The organism is Thalassococcus sp. BH17M4-6 (assembly GCF_049323015.1).
In the GTDB taxonomy this organism is placed as follows: Bacteria; Pseudomonadota; Alphaproteobacteria; order Rhodobacterales; family Rhodobacteraceae; genus Puniceibacterium.
Genome location: NZ_JBMPGU010000009.1, coordinates 143,010 through 158,574 on the forward strand (window position 1 = coordinate 143,010; position 15,565 = coordinate 158,574).

19 protein-coding genes are annotated in these 15,565 nt (G+C 66.7%); 4 read left to right on the top strand and 15 right to left on the bottom strand.

Features of this window, described 5'->3' with window-relative positions; translation table 11 throughout:
* Window positions 1-120: 120 nt before the first annotated feature.
* Both smc and ACOXXX_RS14165 read left to right on the top strand, forming a co-directional pair.
* Entirely contained in the window at window positions 121-3,576 is a 3,456-nt protein-coding gene (gene smc / locus ACOXXX_RS14160) for a chromosome segregation protein SMC (protein ID WP_422827248.1), read from the top strand.
* Between the two features lie 70 nt (window positions 3,577-3,646).
* Window positions 3,647-4,000 carry a hypothetical protein gene (locus ACOXXX_RS14165; protein WP_422827249.1) on the top strand — a complete coding sequence of 118 codons (354 nt, stop codon included), beginning with the start codon at window positions 3,647-3,649 and terminating at the stop codon, window positions 3,998-4,000.
* 8 nt (window positions 4,001-4,008) lie between these two features.
* Here the strand turns inward: ACOXXX_RS14165 and ACOXXX_RS14170 are convergent, their stop codons facing one another.
* Window positions 4,009-5,187 carry a lytic murein transglycosylase gene (locus ACOXXX_RS14170; protein ID WP_422827250.1) on the bottom strand — a complete coding sequence of 393 codons (1,179 nt, stop codon included), beginning with the start codon at window positions 5,185-5,187 and terminating at the stop codon, window positions 4,009-4,011.
* Between the two features lie 212 nt (window positions 5,188-5,399).
* On the opposite strand from ACOXXX_RS14170, the gene ACOXXX_RS14175 reads away from it, so the two are divergent.
* A complete protein-coding gene (locus ACOXXX_RS14175) occupies window positions 5,400-5,792 on the top strand; it encodes a response regulator transcription factor (protein WP_422827251.1) in 393 nt (130 codons plus the stop codon).
* On the opposite strand, the gene ACOXXX_RS14180 is transcribed toward ACOXXX_RS14175, so the two are convergent.
* From ACOXXX_RS14180 to def (ACOXXX_RS14210), 7 genes are all read right to left on the bottom strand, one after another.
* The gene (locus tag ACOXXX_RS14180) at window positions 5,789-6,778 is read right to left on the bottom strand and encodes a glutathione S-transferase family protein (RefSeq protein ID WP_422827252.1); all 990 of its coding nucleotides are present in this window, start codon (window positions 6,776-6,778) and stop codon (window positions 5,789-5,791) included. The two genes, ACOXXX_RS14175 and ACOXXX_RS14180, sit on opposite strands and share 4 nt — an antisense overlap.
* Window positions 6,779-6,871: 93 nt before the next feature.
* Window positions 6,872-7,108: a GlsB/YeaQ/YmgE family stress response membrane protein gene (locus tag ACOXXX_RS14185; protein ID WP_422827314.1), complete on the bottom strand. Its 237-nt coding sequence runs from the start codon at window positions 7,106-7,108 to the stop codon at window positions 6,872-6,874.
* 19 nt (window positions 7,109-7,127) lie between these two features.
* The gene (locus tag ACOXXX_RS14190) at window positions 7,128-7,367 is read right to left on the bottom strand and encodes a hypothetical protein (RefSeq protein WP_422827253.1); all 240 of its coding nucleotides are present in this window, start codon (window positions 7,365-7,367) and stop codon (window positions 7,128-7,130) included.
* 3 nt (window positions 7,368-7,370) lie between these two features.
* Window positions 7,371-8,282 carry a methionyl-tRNA formyltransferase gene (gene fmt, locus ACOXXX_RS14195; protein ID WP_422827254.1) on the bottom strand — a complete coding sequence of 304 codons (912 nt, stop codon included), beginning with the start codon at window positions 8,280-8,282 and terminating at the stop codon, window positions 7,371-7,373.
* A gap of 82 nt (window positions 8,283-8,364) precedes the next feature.
* Window positions 8,365-8,856 (bottom strand): peptide deformylase, encoded by a 492-nt coding sequence (gene def / locus ACOXXX_RS14200; protein WP_422827255.1) that lies wholly within the window; start codon window positions 8,854-8,856, stop codon window positions 8,365-8,367.
* Window positions 8,853-9,350, bottom strand: a complete 498-nt coding sequence (def, locus tag ACOXXX_RS14205) for a peptide deformylase (RefSeq protein ID WP_422827256.1) — start codon at window positions 9,348-9,350, stop codon at window positions 8,853-8,855. The genes def (ACOXXX_RS14200) and def (ACOXXX_RS14205) overlap by 4 nt, the downstream gene beginning before the upstream one ends.
* Window positions 9,347-9,865 (bottom strand): peptide deformylase, encoded by a 519-nt coding sequence (gene def / locus ACOXXX_RS14210; RefSeq protein ID WP_422827257.1) that lies wholly within the window; start codon window positions 9,863-9,865, stop codon window positions 9,347-9,349. Before def (ACOXXX_RS14210) ends, def (ACOXXX_RS14205) begins: the two co-directional genes overlap by 4 nt.
* Before the next feature lie 109 nt (window positions 9,866-9,974).
* On the opposite strand from def (ACOXXX_RS14210), the gene ACOXXX_RS14215 reads away from it, so the two are divergent.
* Complete coding sequence (locus ACOXXX_RS14215; protein WP_422827258.1) at window positions 9,975-11,153, top strand: MalY/PatB family protein; 1,179 nt, start codon at window positions 9,975-9,977, stop codon at window positions 11,151-11,153.
* A 3-nt stretch (window positions 11,154-11,156) separates the two neighbouring features.
* Here ACOXXX_RS14215 and ACOXXX_RS14220 read toward each other — a convergent pair whose 3' ends face one another.
* From ACOXXX_RS14220 to ispH, 7 genes are all read right to left on the bottom strand, one after another.
* Window positions 11,157-11,777, bottom strand: a complete 621-nt coding sequence (locus ACOXXX_RS14220; RefSeq protein WP_422827259.1) for a trimeric intracellular cation channel family protein — start codon at window positions 11,775-11,777, stop codon at window positions 11,157-11,159.
* Between the two features lie 76 nt (window positions 11,778-11,853).
* Window positions 11,854-12,321: a ribonuclease HI gene (gene rnhA, locus ACOXXX_RS14225; RefSeq protein WP_422827260.1), complete on the bottom strand. Its 468-nt coding sequence runs from the start codon at window positions 12,319-12,321 to the stop codon at window positions 11,854-11,856.
* Entirely contained in the window at window positions 12,314-12,910 is a 597-nt protein-coding gene (locus ACOXXX_RS14230) for a class I SAM-dependent methyltransferase (protein ID WP_422827261.1), read from the bottom strand. Before ACOXXX_RS14230 ends, rnhA begins: the two co-directional genes overlap by 8 nt.
* A complete protein-coding gene (locus ACOXXX_RS14235; protein ID WP_422827262.1) occupies window positions 12,907-13,356 on the bottom strand; it encodes a DUF3429 domain-containing protein in 450 nt (149 codons plus the stop codon). The genes ACOXXX_RS14230 and ACOXXX_RS14235 overlap by 4 nt, the downstream gene beginning before the upstream one ends.
* On the bottom strand, window positions 13,356-13,970 hold the full coding sequence (locus ACOXXX_RS14240) for a LysE family translocator (protein ID WP_422827263.1): 615 nt from the start codon (window positions 13,968-13,970) through the stop codon (window positions 13,356-13,358). The genes ACOXXX_RS14235 and ACOXXX_RS14240 overlap by 1 nt, the downstream gene beginning before the upstream one ends.
* Before the next feature lie 75 nt (window positions 13,971-14,045).
* Window positions 14,046-14,498 (bottom strand): pyridoxamine 5'-phosphate oxidase family protein, encoded by a 453-nt coding sequence (locus tag ACOXXX_RS14245; RefSeq protein WP_422827264.1) that lies wholly within the window; start codon window positions 14,496-14,498, stop codon window positions 14,046-14,048.
* Window positions 14,498-15,448, bottom strand: a complete 951-nt coding sequence (gene ispH / locus ACOXXX_RS14250) for a 4-hydroxy-3-methylbut-2-enyl diphosphate reductase (RefSeq protein WP_422827265.1) — start codon at window positions 15,446-15,448, stop codon at window positions 14,498-14,500. Before ispH ends, ACOXXX_RS14245 begins: the two co-directional genes overlap by 1 nt.
* Between the last annotated feature and the right edge of the window lie 117 nt (window positions 15,449-15,565).

Consider the following 15,565-nt stretch of genomic DNA (forward strand, 5'->3'; position numbering starts at 1 on the left):
CCGGGCCAATATCTTGTGGATAACCGAAGAACCCTTACCAGATGCAGCGCAAGGCCGTTGACTCAAGGCCCGCCCCGCCAGCACAGTACGGATCACGCGGGAATCAGGGGGCGGACGCAGGTGCGCTTTTCAAAACTCAAGCTGACCGGTTTCAAAAGCTTCGTGGACCCCACGGACCTGATCATCGCCGACGGGCTGACCGGCGTGGTCGGGCCCAATGGCTGCGGCAAATCCAACCTGCTCGAGGCGCTGCGCTGGGTGATGGGCGAAAACCGCCCCACCGCGATGCGCGGCGGCGGGATGGAGGATGTGATCTTTGCCGGGGCGGCATCGCGCCCGGCGCGCAACTTTGCCGAGGTCAGCCTACAGATCGACAACAGCGAACGGCTGGCGCCCGCCGGTTTCAACGATCAGGACCAGCTGGATATCGTACGCCGCATCACTCGCGACATCGGGTCGAGCTACAAGGCCAACGGCAAGGACACCCGCGCCCGCGACGTGCAGATGCTGTTCGCCGATGCCTCGACCGGGGCGCATTCGCCGGCACTTGTCCGGCAGGGGCAGATCGCCGAGCTGATCAATGCCAAACCCAAAAGCCGTCGCCGCATCCTGGAAGAGGCGGCGGGGATTTCCGGACTTTATCAGCGCCGTCACGAGGCGGAGCTGAAGCTCAAGAACACCGAAGCGAACCTGCTGCGCGTCGATGACGTGATCGAGCAACTGGCGGCACAACTGTCGACGCTTGCGCGGCAGGCCAGGCAGGCGGCGCGCTACCGCGCGATCGGCGATGATCTGCGCCGCGCCGAGGGCATGCTGCTCTACCGCCGCTGGCGCGAGGCCGATGAGGCGCGCGCCGCCGCCGAGGCGCAGCTGCGCACCCGCACGACCGAGGCCGCGCAAGCCGAAACCGCCGCCCGCGCCGCGGCAAAGACCCGGACAGAGGCCGAAGCTCAGCTCCCCCCGCTGCGAGAGGAAGAGGCGATTGCCGCCGCCGTGCTGCAACGCCTGACCGTACAGCGCGACACCCTGGCCGATCAGGAAAAGCGCGCCGAAGAGACGATCCGCACGCTCAAGAACCGGATCGAGCAGCTGAGCCGCGACATCGAGCGGGAAACCGGCCTCAACCACGACGCGGGCGAAACGATCGAGCGGCTGGAATGGGAACAGCGCGAGCTTGCAAAGGCGGCCGAAGGTCACGAGGACCGGCTGGCCGAAGCGGCAGAGGCCGCGCGCGAAGCCGCCTCCGTCCTGCAGGACCGCGAAGGCGACCTCGCGCAGCTGACCGAGGATATGGCGCGCTTGGCCGCCCGCCACCAGTCGGCGCATCGCTATCTGGGCGACACCCGAAAGACCCTGGAACGGTCCGAGGCCGAAGCCGCCCGCGCCCAGGCCGCCGTGACCGCCGCCAAGGCGACGCTGACCCAGGCCGGAACCGCGATGGCAGAGGCCGAGGAAAAGGCCACCGCCGCGCAGGCCATGGCGACCCGTGCCGAAAAGCTGCTGGCCGATGCGGAAACCGCGCGCGCCGAAACCCAGTCGCGCGAAGCCGATGCCCGCGCCGAAAGGTCCGAGGCCGAGGGCGAGGCCAATGCCCTGCGGGCCGAGGTCACGGCGCTCGCCCGCCTGCTGGAACGCGACACCGCCGAGGGCGGGCAAATCCTTGATCGGCTGCAGGTCGAACAGGGGTTCGAAAAGGCGCTGGGGGCGGCGCTCGCAGATGACCTGCGCGCGCCGCAGGTTGACGACGACGGCCCGTCGGGCTGGGCCGTGCTGCCTGCATACGACGTGACGCAGCCCCTGCCGCCTGGGGTCACGGGGCTCAACCACCATGTCTCGGTCCCCGAGGTACTGGAACGGCGGATGTCGCAGATTGGCCTTATCGACGCTGACGATGCGGCGCGTCTGCAGCCGCTTCTGAAGCCCGGTCAGCGGCTGGTCAGCCTTGAGGGGGATCTTTGGCGCTGGGACGGCTATCGCGCCTGGGCCGAGGATGCGCCGTCAGCGGCCGCGCTGCGGCTGGAACAGCTCAACCGTCTTGAGGCGCTCAAGCAGGAGATGGCGCGCGCAACCGCACGGATGGACGGCGCGCGCGACGCACATGACGCGCTGACGGCACGGCTGGCCGAACTCACGCGCGCCGACAAATCCGCCCGCGACGCCCGCCGCGAGGCGGATGCAGAGCTGACGCAGGCCACCCGCGCCGTCAGCCGCGCCGAGGCGGAGCGCAACATGGCCGAGGGCAAGCTGGAAAGCCTGGGCCTTGCCGTGAAACGGCACGAGGATGACGCCACCGAAGCCCGCAAGCAGATGCAGGAAGCCGAACGCGCCGTGGCCGACCTGGGCGATCTGGACGCCGCCCGGGCCGAGGTCGAGGACATCAAGATGACGGTCGAGGCGGCGCGCATGATGATGATGTCGCGCCGGTCCGCCCATGACGAACTGCGCCGCGAAGGCGATGCGCGCACTGCCCGCGCGCAGCAGGTCACAAAGGACCTCAGCGGCTGGCGGCACCGGCTGGACACTGCCAAGACCCGCAGCGGCGAATTGCTGGACCGGCGCACCGCGACCGAGGAAGAACTGGCCGAGGCCGCGACGGCCCCGGCCGAGTTGGCCGCCAAGCGTGCCGAACTGGGCACCGCGATCACCGACGCCGAAGCGCGCCGCACCAAGGCCGCCGATGCGCTTAGCCAGGCCGAAGGCGCGCTGCGCCAGGCCACCGATGCCGAACGCGAGGCCGAACGCGCCGCCGGCGAAGCGCGCGAGGCCCGGGCCCGCGCCGAGGCGCGCACCGAAGCGGCGGCAGAAACCGTGGCCGCCGCCGCCGAACGCATCGCCGAGGAACAGGAAACCACCCCCCAGACCCTGCTGGAACGGCTGGATGCCGACCCCGAGAAGATGCCCGCCTCCGATCAGATCGAATCGCAGGTCGGCATGCTCAAGCGGCAGCGTGACGCGCTTGGCGCCGTGAACCTGCGCGCCGAGGAGGATGCGAAAGAGGTTCAGGAAGAGCATGACACGCTGGTGGCGGAAAAAAGCGACCTCGAAGAGGCGGTGAAGACCCTGCGCGCCGGCATCGCATCGCTCAACCGTGAGGGGCGCGAACGGCTTTTGACGGCGTTCGAACAGGTCAATTCCAATTTCCGCCTTCTCTTCACCCACCTTTTCAACGGGGGGGAGGCGAACCTCGTGATGGTCGAGTCCGACGACCCGCTCGAGGCCGGGCTTGAAATCCTGTGCCAGCCGCCGGGCAAGAAACTGTCGACGCTGTCGCTGTTGTCGGGGGGCGAACAGACGCTGACCGCGATGGCGCTGATCTTTGCGGTGTTCCTTGCCAACCCGGCCCCGATCTGCGTGCTGGACGAGGTCGACGCGCCGCTGGACGATGCCAACGTCGCCCGGTTCTGCGACATGCTGGACGAGATGTGCCGCCGCACCGACACGCGGTTCCTGATCATCACCCACCATGCCGTGACCATGAGCCGGATGGACCGGCTGTTCGGCGTCACGATGCAGGAACAGGGCGTCAGCCAGTTGGTGTCGGTGGACCTCAAGAAAGCCGAAAGGATGGTGGCCTGATCCGGCTCGCGGCAACGTGATGGGCACGTGTCCGGCGATGCGCATAGGCTGATCCGGGAAAGGAGCCGCGATGCGCGCCTTGGCCCTGCTTGCCCTGCTCTTGCCCGCCACCGCTTTCGCGCAGGAATTTGACCTGCGCGACAGCGACCAGCGGATCACGCCCGAGGCGCTTGCGATGCGGTTGTCGGGCCATACCCTCACCTTCTACGATGACGGTCAGGCTGAATTCTATACCGACGGACGCTATACCTACACCTATGCCGACAACGGCGGCACAGCGTACGGATACTGGTCGCTGTCAGACGCCGGGACGGTCTGCATCGCGTTCGTCAACGGCTTTTCGCGCTGCGATCTTTACGTCCGCGATGGCGATCGGCTGGTCATGCTGGACGCAAAAGGCGCGCGCTACCCGGTGCGGCCCTGAAACAGGCCTCAGAGCCGCGACAGCAGGTCCGCCGTGGGCCAGGCGTCGGCAGGCAGGCCCAGTTCCCGCTGCACATCCCGCACCGCCGCGCGGGTGCCCGCACCCAGGATACCGTCGATCTTGCCCACGTCGTAGCCGCGCGCGGCCAGCTTGCGCTGAAGCTCTTTCATCGCGTCGCCGTCCAGCCCCGGCGCGGGATTACCCGCGTCGTAGATTTGCCCGCCCTCCAGCCGATTGGCAAAGTAGGCGGCGGTCAGGACATAGGTAAAGCTTTGATTCCACTCAAAATAGACCCGGAAATTCGGATAGGCGATGAACGCCGGTCCGCCGCGCCCCTGGGGCAGCAGCACCGACGCCTCAAGCCCCTGGGTCAGCGAACCCTCGCGCGCCGTCACGCCCATCGCCTGCCAGTCCGAAACCGGTTTGATCGTCTCGAGCCCGGTCTGGTACCAATCCATATCGTCGGGCAGCGTCACCTCCTGCAACCACGGCTCGTTCGGACGCCAGCCCAGTTCGGACAATATCTTTGCGCCCGACAGCAGCGCATCGGGGGCCGAGGTCTTGAGCCGCACGTGCCCGTCGCCATCGCCGTCGGTGCCGTTCTCAAGGATATCGCGCGGCAGCATCTGCACCATGCCGATCTCGCCCGCCCAGGCACCGGTGGTGGTCTGAGGGTCGAAATCGCCACGCTCGTAAAGCTCGATCGCGGCAAAGATCTGCGGGCGGAACAGCTCGGGTCGGCGGCAATCATGCGCCAGCGTCACCAGCGCGTTGCGGGTGTTGAAATCGCCCTGAAAGCTGCCGTAATCGGTCTCGAACGCCCAAAACGCCAGAAGAACTCCGCGTGAGATGCCGTATTCGGCCTCGATTCGGTCAAACACGCTGTCCCACTCCTGCGCCTTGGCGCGGCCGCGGTCGATCCGGTTCTGGCTGATCAGCTTGCGCGAAAACTCGATAAAGCCGGATTGGAAAATCCCTTGGCTGCGATCCGCGCGCAGTACCGCCTGATCCTGCTGCACGCCCGCGAAAAAGCTGCGTGCGGTGTCCTGATCGGTGCCGCGCGCCACCGCCTCTTGCGTCAGGGCATCGATAAAACTGCCGAAACTGCCGCCGCAATCCTGCGACAAGGCGGCCACCGGGGTCAGCATCGTGGCACTCAGCACGAAGGGCAGGAAGGTCGGGCGCATGGTCATCCTTTCACGGAAATTCAGAACCGCACCCTAGCAGCCTGCGCCCCACCGGCAAGCAACACCGGGCCCGCCAGGTTGGCATGATCCCGCCGGCGTTTACCTTTCGTTCGCAGACCTGTCGAATGGCCTGCGTTTTTGCCTACAGCGATCGCGTCATCGTGGTATGCTTGCCTGTGTCGCCGGGATGACGTGGGCGAGGAGTATGTGGGATGCGTGTCTTGATTGTCGAAAGCCGGGCCGAACTCGGCAAGGTGTGGGCGCGCCATCTAGAGCGATTCGGGGCCGATGTGACGCTGGCCGGGGAGCAGGACAGCGCCATCGCCCACCTGCAGGACACCGCCTACCAGGTCATCATCCTCGATCTTGTCATCGACGGCGGCTCGGCCCTCGCGGTCGCTGATTATGCCAGCTTCCGTCACCCCGCCACGCGGGTGATCTTCGTGACCAACACCAGCTTTTTCTCGGACGGGTCGATCTTTCGCCACTGCGCCAATGCCTGCGCCTTCGTGCCGTCGGCCACGCCGCCCGCCGATCTGGCGGCGATGGTCGAACACTATGGCGCAGGTGACCAGGTTAAGGACGCCGTCGGCAGCCCGACCTAGGCCGCCATCAGCCCGTCGCGCCCATGCGGCGCCTCAAGGTCAAGGTCCGGCCCGACCGGGATGATCCGGTGCGGATTGATGTCCGCATGGCTGTAGTGATAGTGCCGCATGATATGGTCGAAATGCACCGTCTCCTTCACCCCCGGCCATTGATAAAGCTCGCGCGTATAAGCCCAGAGGTTCGGATAATCGACGATCCGGCGGCGGTTGCATTTGAAATGCCCGTGATAGACCTTGTCGAACCGGATGAGCGTGGTGAAAAGCCGCCAGTCCGCTTCTGTAATGCGGTCGCCCATGAGGTAACGCGACGATCCCAGCCGGTCCTCCAGCCAGTCCAGCGTCTCGAACAGCGGCTCGACCGCCTCGTCGTAGGCAGATTGCGAGGTCGCAAAGCCGGATTTGTAGACGCCGTTGTTGACGGTGTCGTAGATCCGGGCGTTCACCGGCTCGATGGCGTCGCGCAGTGCCTCGGGCCAGTAATCGTCGGTGTTGCCGGTGATGTTGTCGAAGGCGGAGTTGAACATCCGGATCACTTCGGAGGATTCGTTGGAGACGATGGTTTCGCGCTCCTTGTCCCAAAGGATCGGCACGGTCACGCGGCCCGACACCTTCGGATCGGCTTTGAGGTAGATGTCGCGCGCAAAGGGAAGACCATAGAGCTTGTCTCCGGTCGCGCCGTCGAACTCCTGATCGAAGGTCCAGCCGTCGCTCAGCATGTCGGGGTGCACGACCGACACGTCGATGTGGTCCTCAAGCCCCTTGAGCGCGCGAAAGACCAGCGCCCGGTGCGCCCAGGGACAGGCATAGCTCACGTAGAGGTGATAGCGCCCGGATTCGGCCTTGAACCCGCCCTCCCCCGAGGGACCGGCGCTGCCATCCGCAGTGATCCAGTTGCGAAAGTCCGACGTGCCGCGTTCGAATTTTCCGCCGTTCGACTCGGTGTCGTACCCCTTGTCGTGCCATTCGCCGTCAACCAGTAGGCCCATGATCCATCTCCTTTTGTTGTCAAAAAGGTAGATCACAAGGCCGAAGGGGCAATTCGCGGGCAGCGCGCAGGCCCCGCGCGACAGCGCACAGGGTCAGCCGCCGCGCATCCTTTGCCACAGCCAGATCAGCAGCATCGCCCCCAGAACCGCGCCGACCAGGCCGCCCACAAGGCTTCCGACCGTCAGGATGAAACGCAGGATCAGCCCACCGATCAGCGCCCCGGCCATGCCCAGCAGCACGGTCTGGACGATCCCCGCCTCGATCCGCATCAGCCGCGTGGCAAGGAACCCCGCCGCGGCCCCGACGATGACAAGCCAGAGAATGGGTATTGCGAACCTTCCCGCGGCCTCAGCGCCGCCGCCAGTGGGTGGGCACGATGATCAGCGCCCCGATAGAGGACGCGATGGCATTCAGCCCCGGTGAGCCGAAGCCTATCCCGAACATCAGCCGGACGAAATAGGCAAGAAACGCCCCGCCGATGCAGATGATGATGCTTTGCAGCACACCGTTGCGGGTGAACCCGGTGCGTTCGGACAGATATCCGACGACCCCGGCGATGACGATGGTGCCGATCATGACAGGAAACATGGCCTATGCTCCGATCACGGTGCCCGCCGGCACCGGCATGCCGCGCAGGAACACGTCCGCAGGCTGCGCCCCCTTGCCCGCCCGCTGCGCGCGGGTGACCTGCACCGCGCCGTCGCCGCAGGCAATGGTCAGCGCATCATCAAGCACCAAACCGGGCGCGCCTTCGCCGCTGGCAAGCCGTGATCCCAGCAGCTTGACCCGCTCGCCGTCGATCATGCTCCAAGCTCCGGGAAAGGGCGACAGCCCCCTGATCTGCCGGTCCACCTCGACCGCCGGGCGCGTCCAGTCCACAGCCGCCTCGGCCTTTTCGATCTTGGCGGCATAGGTCACGCCATCGTCGGGCTGCAGGACAGGCGTCAGCGTGTCGATCCCGGCCAGGGCCTGCACCACCGTCTCGGCCCCCAGGGCACTCAGCCGGTCATGCAGCGCTCCTGTCGTCTCTTCTGCGCCGATCTCGGTCTCGCGGCGCAGCAGCACCGGGCCGGTGTCCAGCCCCGCCTCCATCTGCATGATGCAGATCCCGGTGCGCGCGTCACCCGCGAGGATCGCGCGGTGAATGGGCGCCGCCCCGCGCCAGCGCGGCAAGAGCGAGGCATGGATGTTCAGACATCCCAGCCGCGGCGCGTCCAGCACCGGTTGCGGCAGGATCAGACCATAGGCCACCACCACCGCCACATCGGCCTGCAGTTCGGCGAACGCCGCCTGCTCCTCCGCGGATTTCAGCGAAACCGGATGCCGCACCGGCAATCCCATCTGCACCGCGCGCTGATGAACCGGCGTCGGGCGGTCCTTCTTGCCGCGCCCCGCGGGGCGCGGCGGCTGGCAATAGACCGCGCGGATCTCATGCCCCGCCGGCGCCAGCGCCTCCAGCACCGGCACGGAAAATTCCGGCGTTCCCATGAAGATCACCCGCATCTGCACCTCGTTCCTGCTTCTTCGGTTTCCAATAACCTCAGAGAGCGCGAGAGACTGGTCTCTCGCAGCCCGCATCGCGGGCTCACCCCTTGCGCGCCCGGCGCAACAGCATGTCCCGTTTGACCTTGCTCAGCCGGTCGAAATACATCCGCCCCTCCAGGTGGTCGATCTGGTGCTGGACGGACGTGGCCCAAAGACCAACGAAATCACGCTCCTGCACCGCGCCTGTCTCGTCAAGATACCGCACCGTGACGGCCCGGGGACGTTTCACCGTCGCCCAGACCCCGGGCAGGTTGGGGCTGCCTTCCTCGTGAGCGCGCAATTCGACACTGGCGTGCAGGATTTCCGGGTTGGCCATGCGCACCGCCTGCCCGCGTTCGATGCTGGCATCGACCACCGCCAGCCGCAGCATCTCGCCGATCTGCGGCGCGGCAAGGCCGACGCCCGGCATCGCCTCCATCGTGTCGATCATGTCGTCCCAAAGGGCCAAGATCTCGGGCGTGATCTCGGCCACCGGCGCGGCCCTCGTTCGCAGGCGCTTGTCGGGCCAGGGGATGCAGCGCCGGGCGGTCACGCCTGCGCCTCGTATTCCGCCAGCAGCGCCGCGCGGGCCGCCGCATCCAGCCGGTCAAAGGTCACGATGCCGTCCAGATGATCCATCTCATGCTGCGCGCAGGTCGCGGCAAAACCCTCAAGATCGACCACCTGCGCCGTCCCATCCATGTCCGTATAGGCCAGTCGGACCGAGTCGGGGCGTGTGACCGGGGCCATGACCCCGGGGATCGACAGGCAGCCTTCGTCGCCGGTATGCAGGCTTTCAGACGCCGTGACGATCCGCGGATTGATACAGGCCAGCGGCGTCTTGGCACCCTCTTTCCAACCCACATCCATGACGAACACCCGCAGCAGCACGCCGACCTGCGGCGCGGCAAGCCCCCGGCCCGGGGCGGCATACATCGTGTCGAACATGTCGTCGACGAGCGTTCGCACCGCCGCCACATCCTCAACCGGCGCGCAGACCTTTGCCAGCACCGGATCGGGCCAGCGCCGGATCTCGCGCAGGCTCATACCCGGGCTCGTTCACGCTTGAGCTTGACCATCTTCCGGGTGATCAGCTGGCGTTTCAGCGGCTTGAGGTAGTCGATGAAAAGCTTGCCATCCAGATGGTCGATCTCGTGCTGGACGCAGGTCGCCCAAAGTCCCGAGAAGTCCTCTTCCTGCGGGGTCCCGTCGCGGTCGATCCAGCCCACGCGCACCTCGGCGGGGCGTTCGACATCGGCATATTGGTCGGGGATCGACAGGCACCCTTCCTCGTAGACCGACCGCTCCGCAGAGGTATCCAGCACCACCGGGTTGAACATCACCAGCGGGCGCGGCGCTTCGCCTTCGCCCTTGACGCAATCAAGCACCACAAGGCGGCTCATCACACCGACCTGCGGTGCCGCCAGCCCGATGCCCGGCGCGTCGTACATGGTTTCCAGCATGTCATCCGCCAGCGCGCGCAATTCGTCCGACAGATCCGGGACCGGATCGCAGACTTTCTTGAGACGGGCGTCGGGGTGCAGGATGATCGGGCGTTTCATGGCGACCATGTAGGACAACCGCCCGCGTCGCGCAATATGCCAGCGCCTGCACTTGCGCTTGGCGCGTCAGACGCTAGCGTCTGGCGCAACACAAACCAAAGGCATCCGCATGACCTTCGACTTCGACACCCCGATCGACCGCCGCAACACCGGTTCCAGCAAGTGGGACATGATGGAGCCGCTTTTCGGCGTCTCGCCCGAGGACGGGCTGGCAATGTGGACCGCCGACAGCGACTATGCCACCGCGCCTTGCGTGACCGAGGCCGTGCGCCGAGCGGCGGATCACGGTGTCTTTGGCTACATGCCTGAATACGCAGGCTACAAGCAGGCGGTGCAGTGGTGGATGTCGAACCGGCATGGCTGGCAGATCGACACCGACTGGATCCTGTCCTGCCAAGGGTTGGGCAACGCCATCGCGCTCTGCATAGATGTCTGGAGCGCACCGGGCGAAGGCGTGGTGACCTTCAACCCGGTCTATCACGAATTTGCCAACAAGATCGCCAAGACCGGCCGCCGCCTGACCGAATGTCCGCTGAAACGCGACGGCGACACCTACGTGCTCGACCTCGACGACGCGCAATCGCGGCTCAAGGGCGATGAGAGGCTGCTGCTCTGGTGTTCGCCGCAGAACCCTTCGGGACGGGTCTGGACAGCGGACGAGCTGCGCGCGGTGGCCGAATTCGCTGAACGAAACGATCTGCTGCTGGTCAGCGACGAGATCCATCACGATCTGGTCTATCCCGGCGCCGATTTCGTGCCGATGGACGTGGCCGCGCCCGATGCGACCGACCGCATGGTGATCCTCACCGCCGCATCCAAGACGTTCAACATTGCCGGGCTGCGCACCGGCAACATGATCATCCCCGACCCCGTGCGCCGCAAGGCGATGCAGGACCGGCTCAAGACGCTGGATTATCAGCCCTGCACCATGGGCATGATGATGATCGAAGCGGCCTATTGCCCCGCAGGCGCCGACTGGGTCGATGCGCAGGTCGCCTATCTTGCTGACAACTGCGCCGCCTTCGATGCCGCCGTTCATGCCATCCCCGGCGTTCGGTCGCTGCCATTGCAAGGCACCTACCTGGCCTGGGTGGATTTCTCCGGCACCGGGATGAGCTACGACGAATTCTCGGCCCGGGTCTACAAGGAGGCGCGGGTCTGTCCCAGCCCCGGCCCCGCCTTCGGCGCGGGCGGTGAAACCTTCCTGCGCTTCAACCTGGCCACCAACCGCGCCCGGGTGGTCGAAGCCGGGGAGCGGCTGCAAAGCGCCTTTGCCGATCTGCAATAGCGCCTAGCGCGGCGGACGGGATTTGTAGACCGGCAGGCGCCAGCCGAATGCCAGCGACCCCGCGCGCAGGCCAAAAGTCACGAGCGCACAGCCAATGGCGGCCAAACCCGGCGATGGCGTCACCTGTGCGGCCAGGACCGTCGCGGCAGAGCCCGCAAAGGCGCAGGTCACATAAAGCTCGCCTTGCTTGAGGATCAGCGGCACCTCGTTCGACACCACGTCGCGCATCAGCCCGCCCATGCAGCCGGTGATCATGCCCATGACCACCACCACCGGCGCGGGGTGGCCCAGCGCCTGCGCCACGCCCGACCCCGCCGCCACGGCCACGGCCAGCGCACAGGCATCGAGCCACAGCAGCACACGGTAGCGGCTTTCGAATCTGTGGGCGGTGAAGAACACCACCAGCGCCGCGGCACTCGCCACGCCCAGATAGGCCGGATTGGCGATCCAGAAGACCGGGTTGCGGTCCAGTAACACGTCGCGCAGCGTGCCGCCCCCCACCGCCGTCAGGCAGGCGAAAAACAGGAACCCCACGACGTCCAGCTGCGCGCGGCTGGCAACCAGCGCGCCGGTCAGGGCAAAAATCAGCACCGAGGCATGGTCGAGCAGGGTGAAAAGGGTCATGGCGCGGCTCCGCTGCGGTCGGGTGCCGGGGCCATACCGCCGGAATGCGCCGCTGTCACCCCGGTCTGTGCGCCGCCTAGCCCTTGGACTTCTTCGGCTTGAACGGGGCCATCCCGGCGCGCGCCAACTCATCCGCGCGTTCGTTTTCGGGGTGGCCCGCGTGGCCTTTGACCCATTCCCAGATCACGTCATGCTGGGCCTGCGCCGCGTCCAGCCGCTGCCAAAGCTCGACGTTCTTCACCGACTTTTTCGATGCGGTTTTCCAGCCGTTGCGCTTCCAGCCGTGGATCCACCCGGTCACCCCGTTCTTCACATAGGCGCTGTCGGTCACGACTGTGATCCGCGACGGACGCCCCAGAGCCTCGAGCGCGTGAATGGCGGCCAAAAGCTCCATCCGGTTGTTGGTGGTCTCGCCTTCCCCACCGCTCAGCTCGCGTTCCTTGACCACGGTGTCGCCGTCCATGGCGAGCATCAGCACGCCCCAGCCCCCGGGGCCGGGATTGCCCGAACAGGCGCCGTCGGTATAGGCGAAAAGCTCAGCCATCGGCGGTGCCGCTCAGGGTAAAGAATGCGGCGACCACGCCATCAAGCCCGGCATCCGCGCCATGGGTGGCGGGCCCGGGCACGAAACCCGCCTCGCGCATCAGCCGGTCCATCTCGGGCACGGTGAAATAGGTGTAGCGGCGGCCCAGGCTGTCGCGCGCCTCGCCCTCGCCCTCCTTGACGCCCACGTGCAGCACCCCACCGGGTTTGATCGCCCGGCGGATCGCGCGCAGATGGCGGGGCACCTCGGCGCGCGTGGCATGCAGCAGGCAGAAGTTGGCCCAGACACCGTCATAGGCCGCCTCGGCATCCAGATCGTCAAAGCGGGCCTGCCAGGCCGTCACGCCCGGGATTTTCTGCGCCATCGCGACCATCGTGGCCGAGGCGTCGGTGGCATCCACCACCAGCCCGGCGCGCGCCATGTACATCGCCGACCGTCCCGGCCCGCACCCGAGGTCGAGCACCCGGCCCCCCGGCGGCATCGCCGCGATGAAGGCCTGCAACGTGTCATCCGGCCCGACGGCAGACGATATCTTGTCATAATCCAGCGCCATCCGGTCATAGACGCGCAGCGTTTCGGCATCCGTCACAGCAGCACCCCCACGGAGAGGCAGGCGACAACCAGCGCGGTCAGCAGACCCCGCAGATGCATCCACCAGGGCGGCGCCAGCCCCCAGCGCCAGAACTGCCAATCCAGCGCAAGCAGGCCCAGAAAGCCGAAGATCAGGTTCATGCCTGCGCTGACAGGCCCGCCCCCGACCATGAAGAACGCCCAAAGCGCCGGGATGACCGACAGCGCGTAGCCTGTGGCGGCCTGCGCGCCTTGCGCCTTTGTGGCAAAGCCCCAGAGGACGCCCGACATGAAGGACAGGATCACCGTACCATAGCTCAGCTGCACGTAAGGCCCGATAAAGCGCGGGCCAAGGGTGCTCTGCCCCAAGGCCGACAGCGGATCAACCAGCAGCGTGAGTGCACCCCAGGCAAAGGGGATCACCCCGGCCAGCCCCAGGATCAGCGCGGAACGCGGCACCGGCATCAGGCCCGCTCCAGCGCGAGGCGTGCGGCGAGGGCGGCAAAGATCGCCGCGAAGGACCGGTTCAGCCACCGCATCACCCGCTCGCTCGACAGCAGCCAGTCACGGGCGCGCGCGGCGAAAAGGCCGTAAAGCACGAAGACCGCAAAGGTCAGCACCATGAAGACCCCGCCCAGCAGGATCATTTCCGCCGTTGCGCTGTCCGGGTTGCCCGACAGAAACGGCGGCAGCAGCGCCAGAAAGAAGATCGACAGTTTCGGGTTGAGGATGTTGATCAGCGCGCCGCGCCGGGCGATCCGCCAGGGGCTGTCGGCCTTGCGCTCGGCGCTCACCGCCAGCGTGCCGCCGTCGCGCAGCGCCTGCCAGGCGAGATACAAAAGATAGGCCACGCCCGCGAATTTCACCACGTTGAACAACACCGCCGAGGTGTGCAGCACCGCCGCCAGCCCCAGCGTGGCCGCCGCAAGGTGCGGAACGATGCCGATCGTGCAGCCCAGCGCCGCCGCAAGCGACGGCCAGCGGCCCTGCCCCAGCCCGATGGCCAGCGTGTAGATCACGCCGGTGCCGGGGGCCGCGACGACGACCAGGGCGGTCAGAAGGAATTGCAGGCTGATCATCTCGCGCTCCGATCTGGGGTGCCCACCTTGTCGGGCAAAGCGGGCCGGGGGGTCAAGAGGCGTTGGCGCACACGGTCAGGCAAGGTCCGGCCCGGTGCGAAAATAGCTGACATCGTTGGTAAAGATGCTGTCGGGGGCCACCCGGATCAGGCGCCCGTCCGGCGCGTCGATCCGCGCGACATTGTCGATGAACCACGGGTTCCAGGTCTCGGGCGCGCCGAGGTGGCGGGTCAGGAGCCTGCGAAAGAGCGACTGGTCCATCGGCTCGACCGTGGCCGTGCCGCGCAGGCCCAGATGGCGCAGGCGTCCGGCGGGGTTGTCGTAGTCCACGATCTCGACCGACACGCGGGCGTCCCCCGCGATGCGCCGGGCGGAGCTGGCGCCGCGATCCGATAGCAGCCAGAGCGCCGCCTCCTCCCACGCGAACCAGCAGGGGGCGCTGCGCGGCGCGCCGTCTTCGGCCAGGGTGCACAGGGTCGCCATCAAGGGCAGGCGCAGAACCTCCTGCGGATCGAACGGCTGCGGCATCACGCCGGTTCGCGAAGCACGCGCGGCACCTTGAATTCCACGTTTTCCTGCGCCGTTTCGACCAGTTCCACCGTCACCTCGTAGCGGTCGCGAAAGGCGTCGATCACCTCGTCGATCAGGACCTCGGGCGCGCTGGCCCCGGCGGTGATGCCGACCGAGGCGATCCCCTCAAGCGCCCGCCAGTCGATGTTGTCGGCGCGCATGACCAGCTGCGCATAGCCGCAGCCCGCGCGGCGGCCGACCTCGACCAGGCGCTGGGAATTCGACGAATTGGGCGCGCCCACCACCAGCATCGCGTCGCAGCGCGGGGCCATCGCCTTGACTGCTTCCTGCCGGTTGGTGGTGGCGTAACAGATGTCTTCCTTGTGCGGCCCGACGATGGCCGGAAACCGCGCCTTGAGGGCAGCGACGATATCCGCCGTGTCATCGACCGACAGCGTGGTCTGGGTGACAAAGGCCAACCGGTCGGGGTCGCGCACATCGAGCGTGGCCACGTCCTGCGCGGTTTCGACCAGCAGCACCTCGCCTTCGGGCAGCTGGCCGATGGTGCCCACGGTTTCAGGGTGGCCGGCATGGCCGATCATCACCATCTGCAAACCGTTTTCGGCATGGCGCGCGGCCTCGATATGCACCTTGCTGACCAGCGGGCAGGTGGCATCGACATAGACCATCTCGCGCCGCTCGGCCTCTGCGGGTACGGCCTTGGGCACGCCATGGGCGGAAAAGATCACCGGGCGATCGGGGGGGCATTCGTGCAGTTCCTCGACAAACACCGCGCCCTGGTCGCGCAGGTTGTCCACGACGAACTTGTTGTGCACGATCTCGTGGCGGACATAGACTGGCGCGCCCCATTTCTGCAGCGCCATCTCGACAATCTTGATGGCCCGGTCGACACCGGCGCAGAAGCCGCGCGGTGCGGCCAGGTAAAGGGTCAGCGGTGGCTTGGTCATGTCGCACTCCTGTTGCCCCAGACCTAAGCAAACCGCGCCAACGGGTCCAGAGGGTTTGACCGTCACAGCGTTGTGAATTGCCTGCCCCCTGCTGGAAGGCTGGACATATCTGCAAAA

Bases quoted from the DNA above. Each gene is read 5' to 3' on its own strand.
- ACOXXX_RS14235 (WP_422827262.1), bottom strand. From the start codon at position 13,356: ATGCCGGTGCCGCGTTCCGCGCTGATCCTGGGGCTGGCCGGGGTGATC.
- rnhA (WP_422827260.1), bottom strand. From the start codon at position 12,321: ATGGCTGAGCTTTTCGCCTATACCGACGGCGCCTGTTCGGGCAATCCC.
- def (WP_422827257.1), bottom strand. From the start codon at position 9,865: ATGAAACGCCCGATCATCCTGCACCCCGACGCCCGTCTCAAGAAAGTC.
- ACOXXX_RS14190 (WP_422827253.1), bottom strand. From the start codon at position 7,367: ATGTTTCCTGTCATGATCGGCACCATCGTCATCGCCGGGGTCGTCGGA.
- ACOXXX_RS14180 (WP_422827252.1), bottom strand. From the start codon at position 6,778: ATGGGCCTACTGGTTGACGGCGAATGGCACGACAAGGGGTACGACACC.
- ACOXXX_RS14175 (WP_422827251.1), top strand. From the start codon at position 5,400: ATGCGTGTCTTGATTGTCGAAAGCCGGGCCGAACTCGGCAAGGTGTGG.
- ACOXXX_RS14245 (WP_422827264.1), bottom strand. From the start codon at position 14,498: ATGCCGCAGCCGTTCGATCCGCAGGAGGTTCTGCGCCTGCCCTTGATG.
- def (WP_422827256.1), bottom strand. From the start codon at position 9,350: ATGAGCCTGCGCGAGATCCGGCGCTGGCCCGATCCGGTGCTGGCAAAG.
- ACOXXX_RS14240 (WP_422827263.1), bottom strand. From the start codon at position 13,970: ATGATCAGCCTGCAATTCCTTCTGACCGCCCTGGTCGTCGTCGCGGCC.
- ACOXXX_RS14220 (WP_422827259.1), bottom strand. From the start codon at position 11,777: ATGACCCTTTTCACCCTGCTCGACCATGCCTCGGTGCTGATTTTTGCC.
- ispH (WP_422827265.1), bottom strand. From the start codon at position 15,448: ATGACCAAGCCACCGCTGACCCTTTACCTGGCCGCACCGCGCGGCTTC.
- fmt (WP_422827254.1), bottom strand. From the start codon at position 8,282: ATGCGGGTGATCTTCATGGGAACGCCGGAATTTTCCGTGCCGGTGCTG.
- ACOXXX_RS14215 (WP_422827258.1), top strand. From the start codon at position 9,975: ATGACCTTCGACTTCGACACCCCGATCGACCGCCGCAACACCGGTTCC.
- ACOXXX_RS14165 (WP_422827249.1), top strand. From the start codon at position 3,647: ATGCGCGCCTTGGCCCTGCTTGCCCTGCTCTTGCCCGCCACCGCTTTC.
- ACOXXX_RS14170 (WP_422827250.1), bottom strand. From the start codon at position 5,187: ATGCGCCCGACCTTCCTGCCCTTCGTGCTGAGTGCCACGATGCTGACC.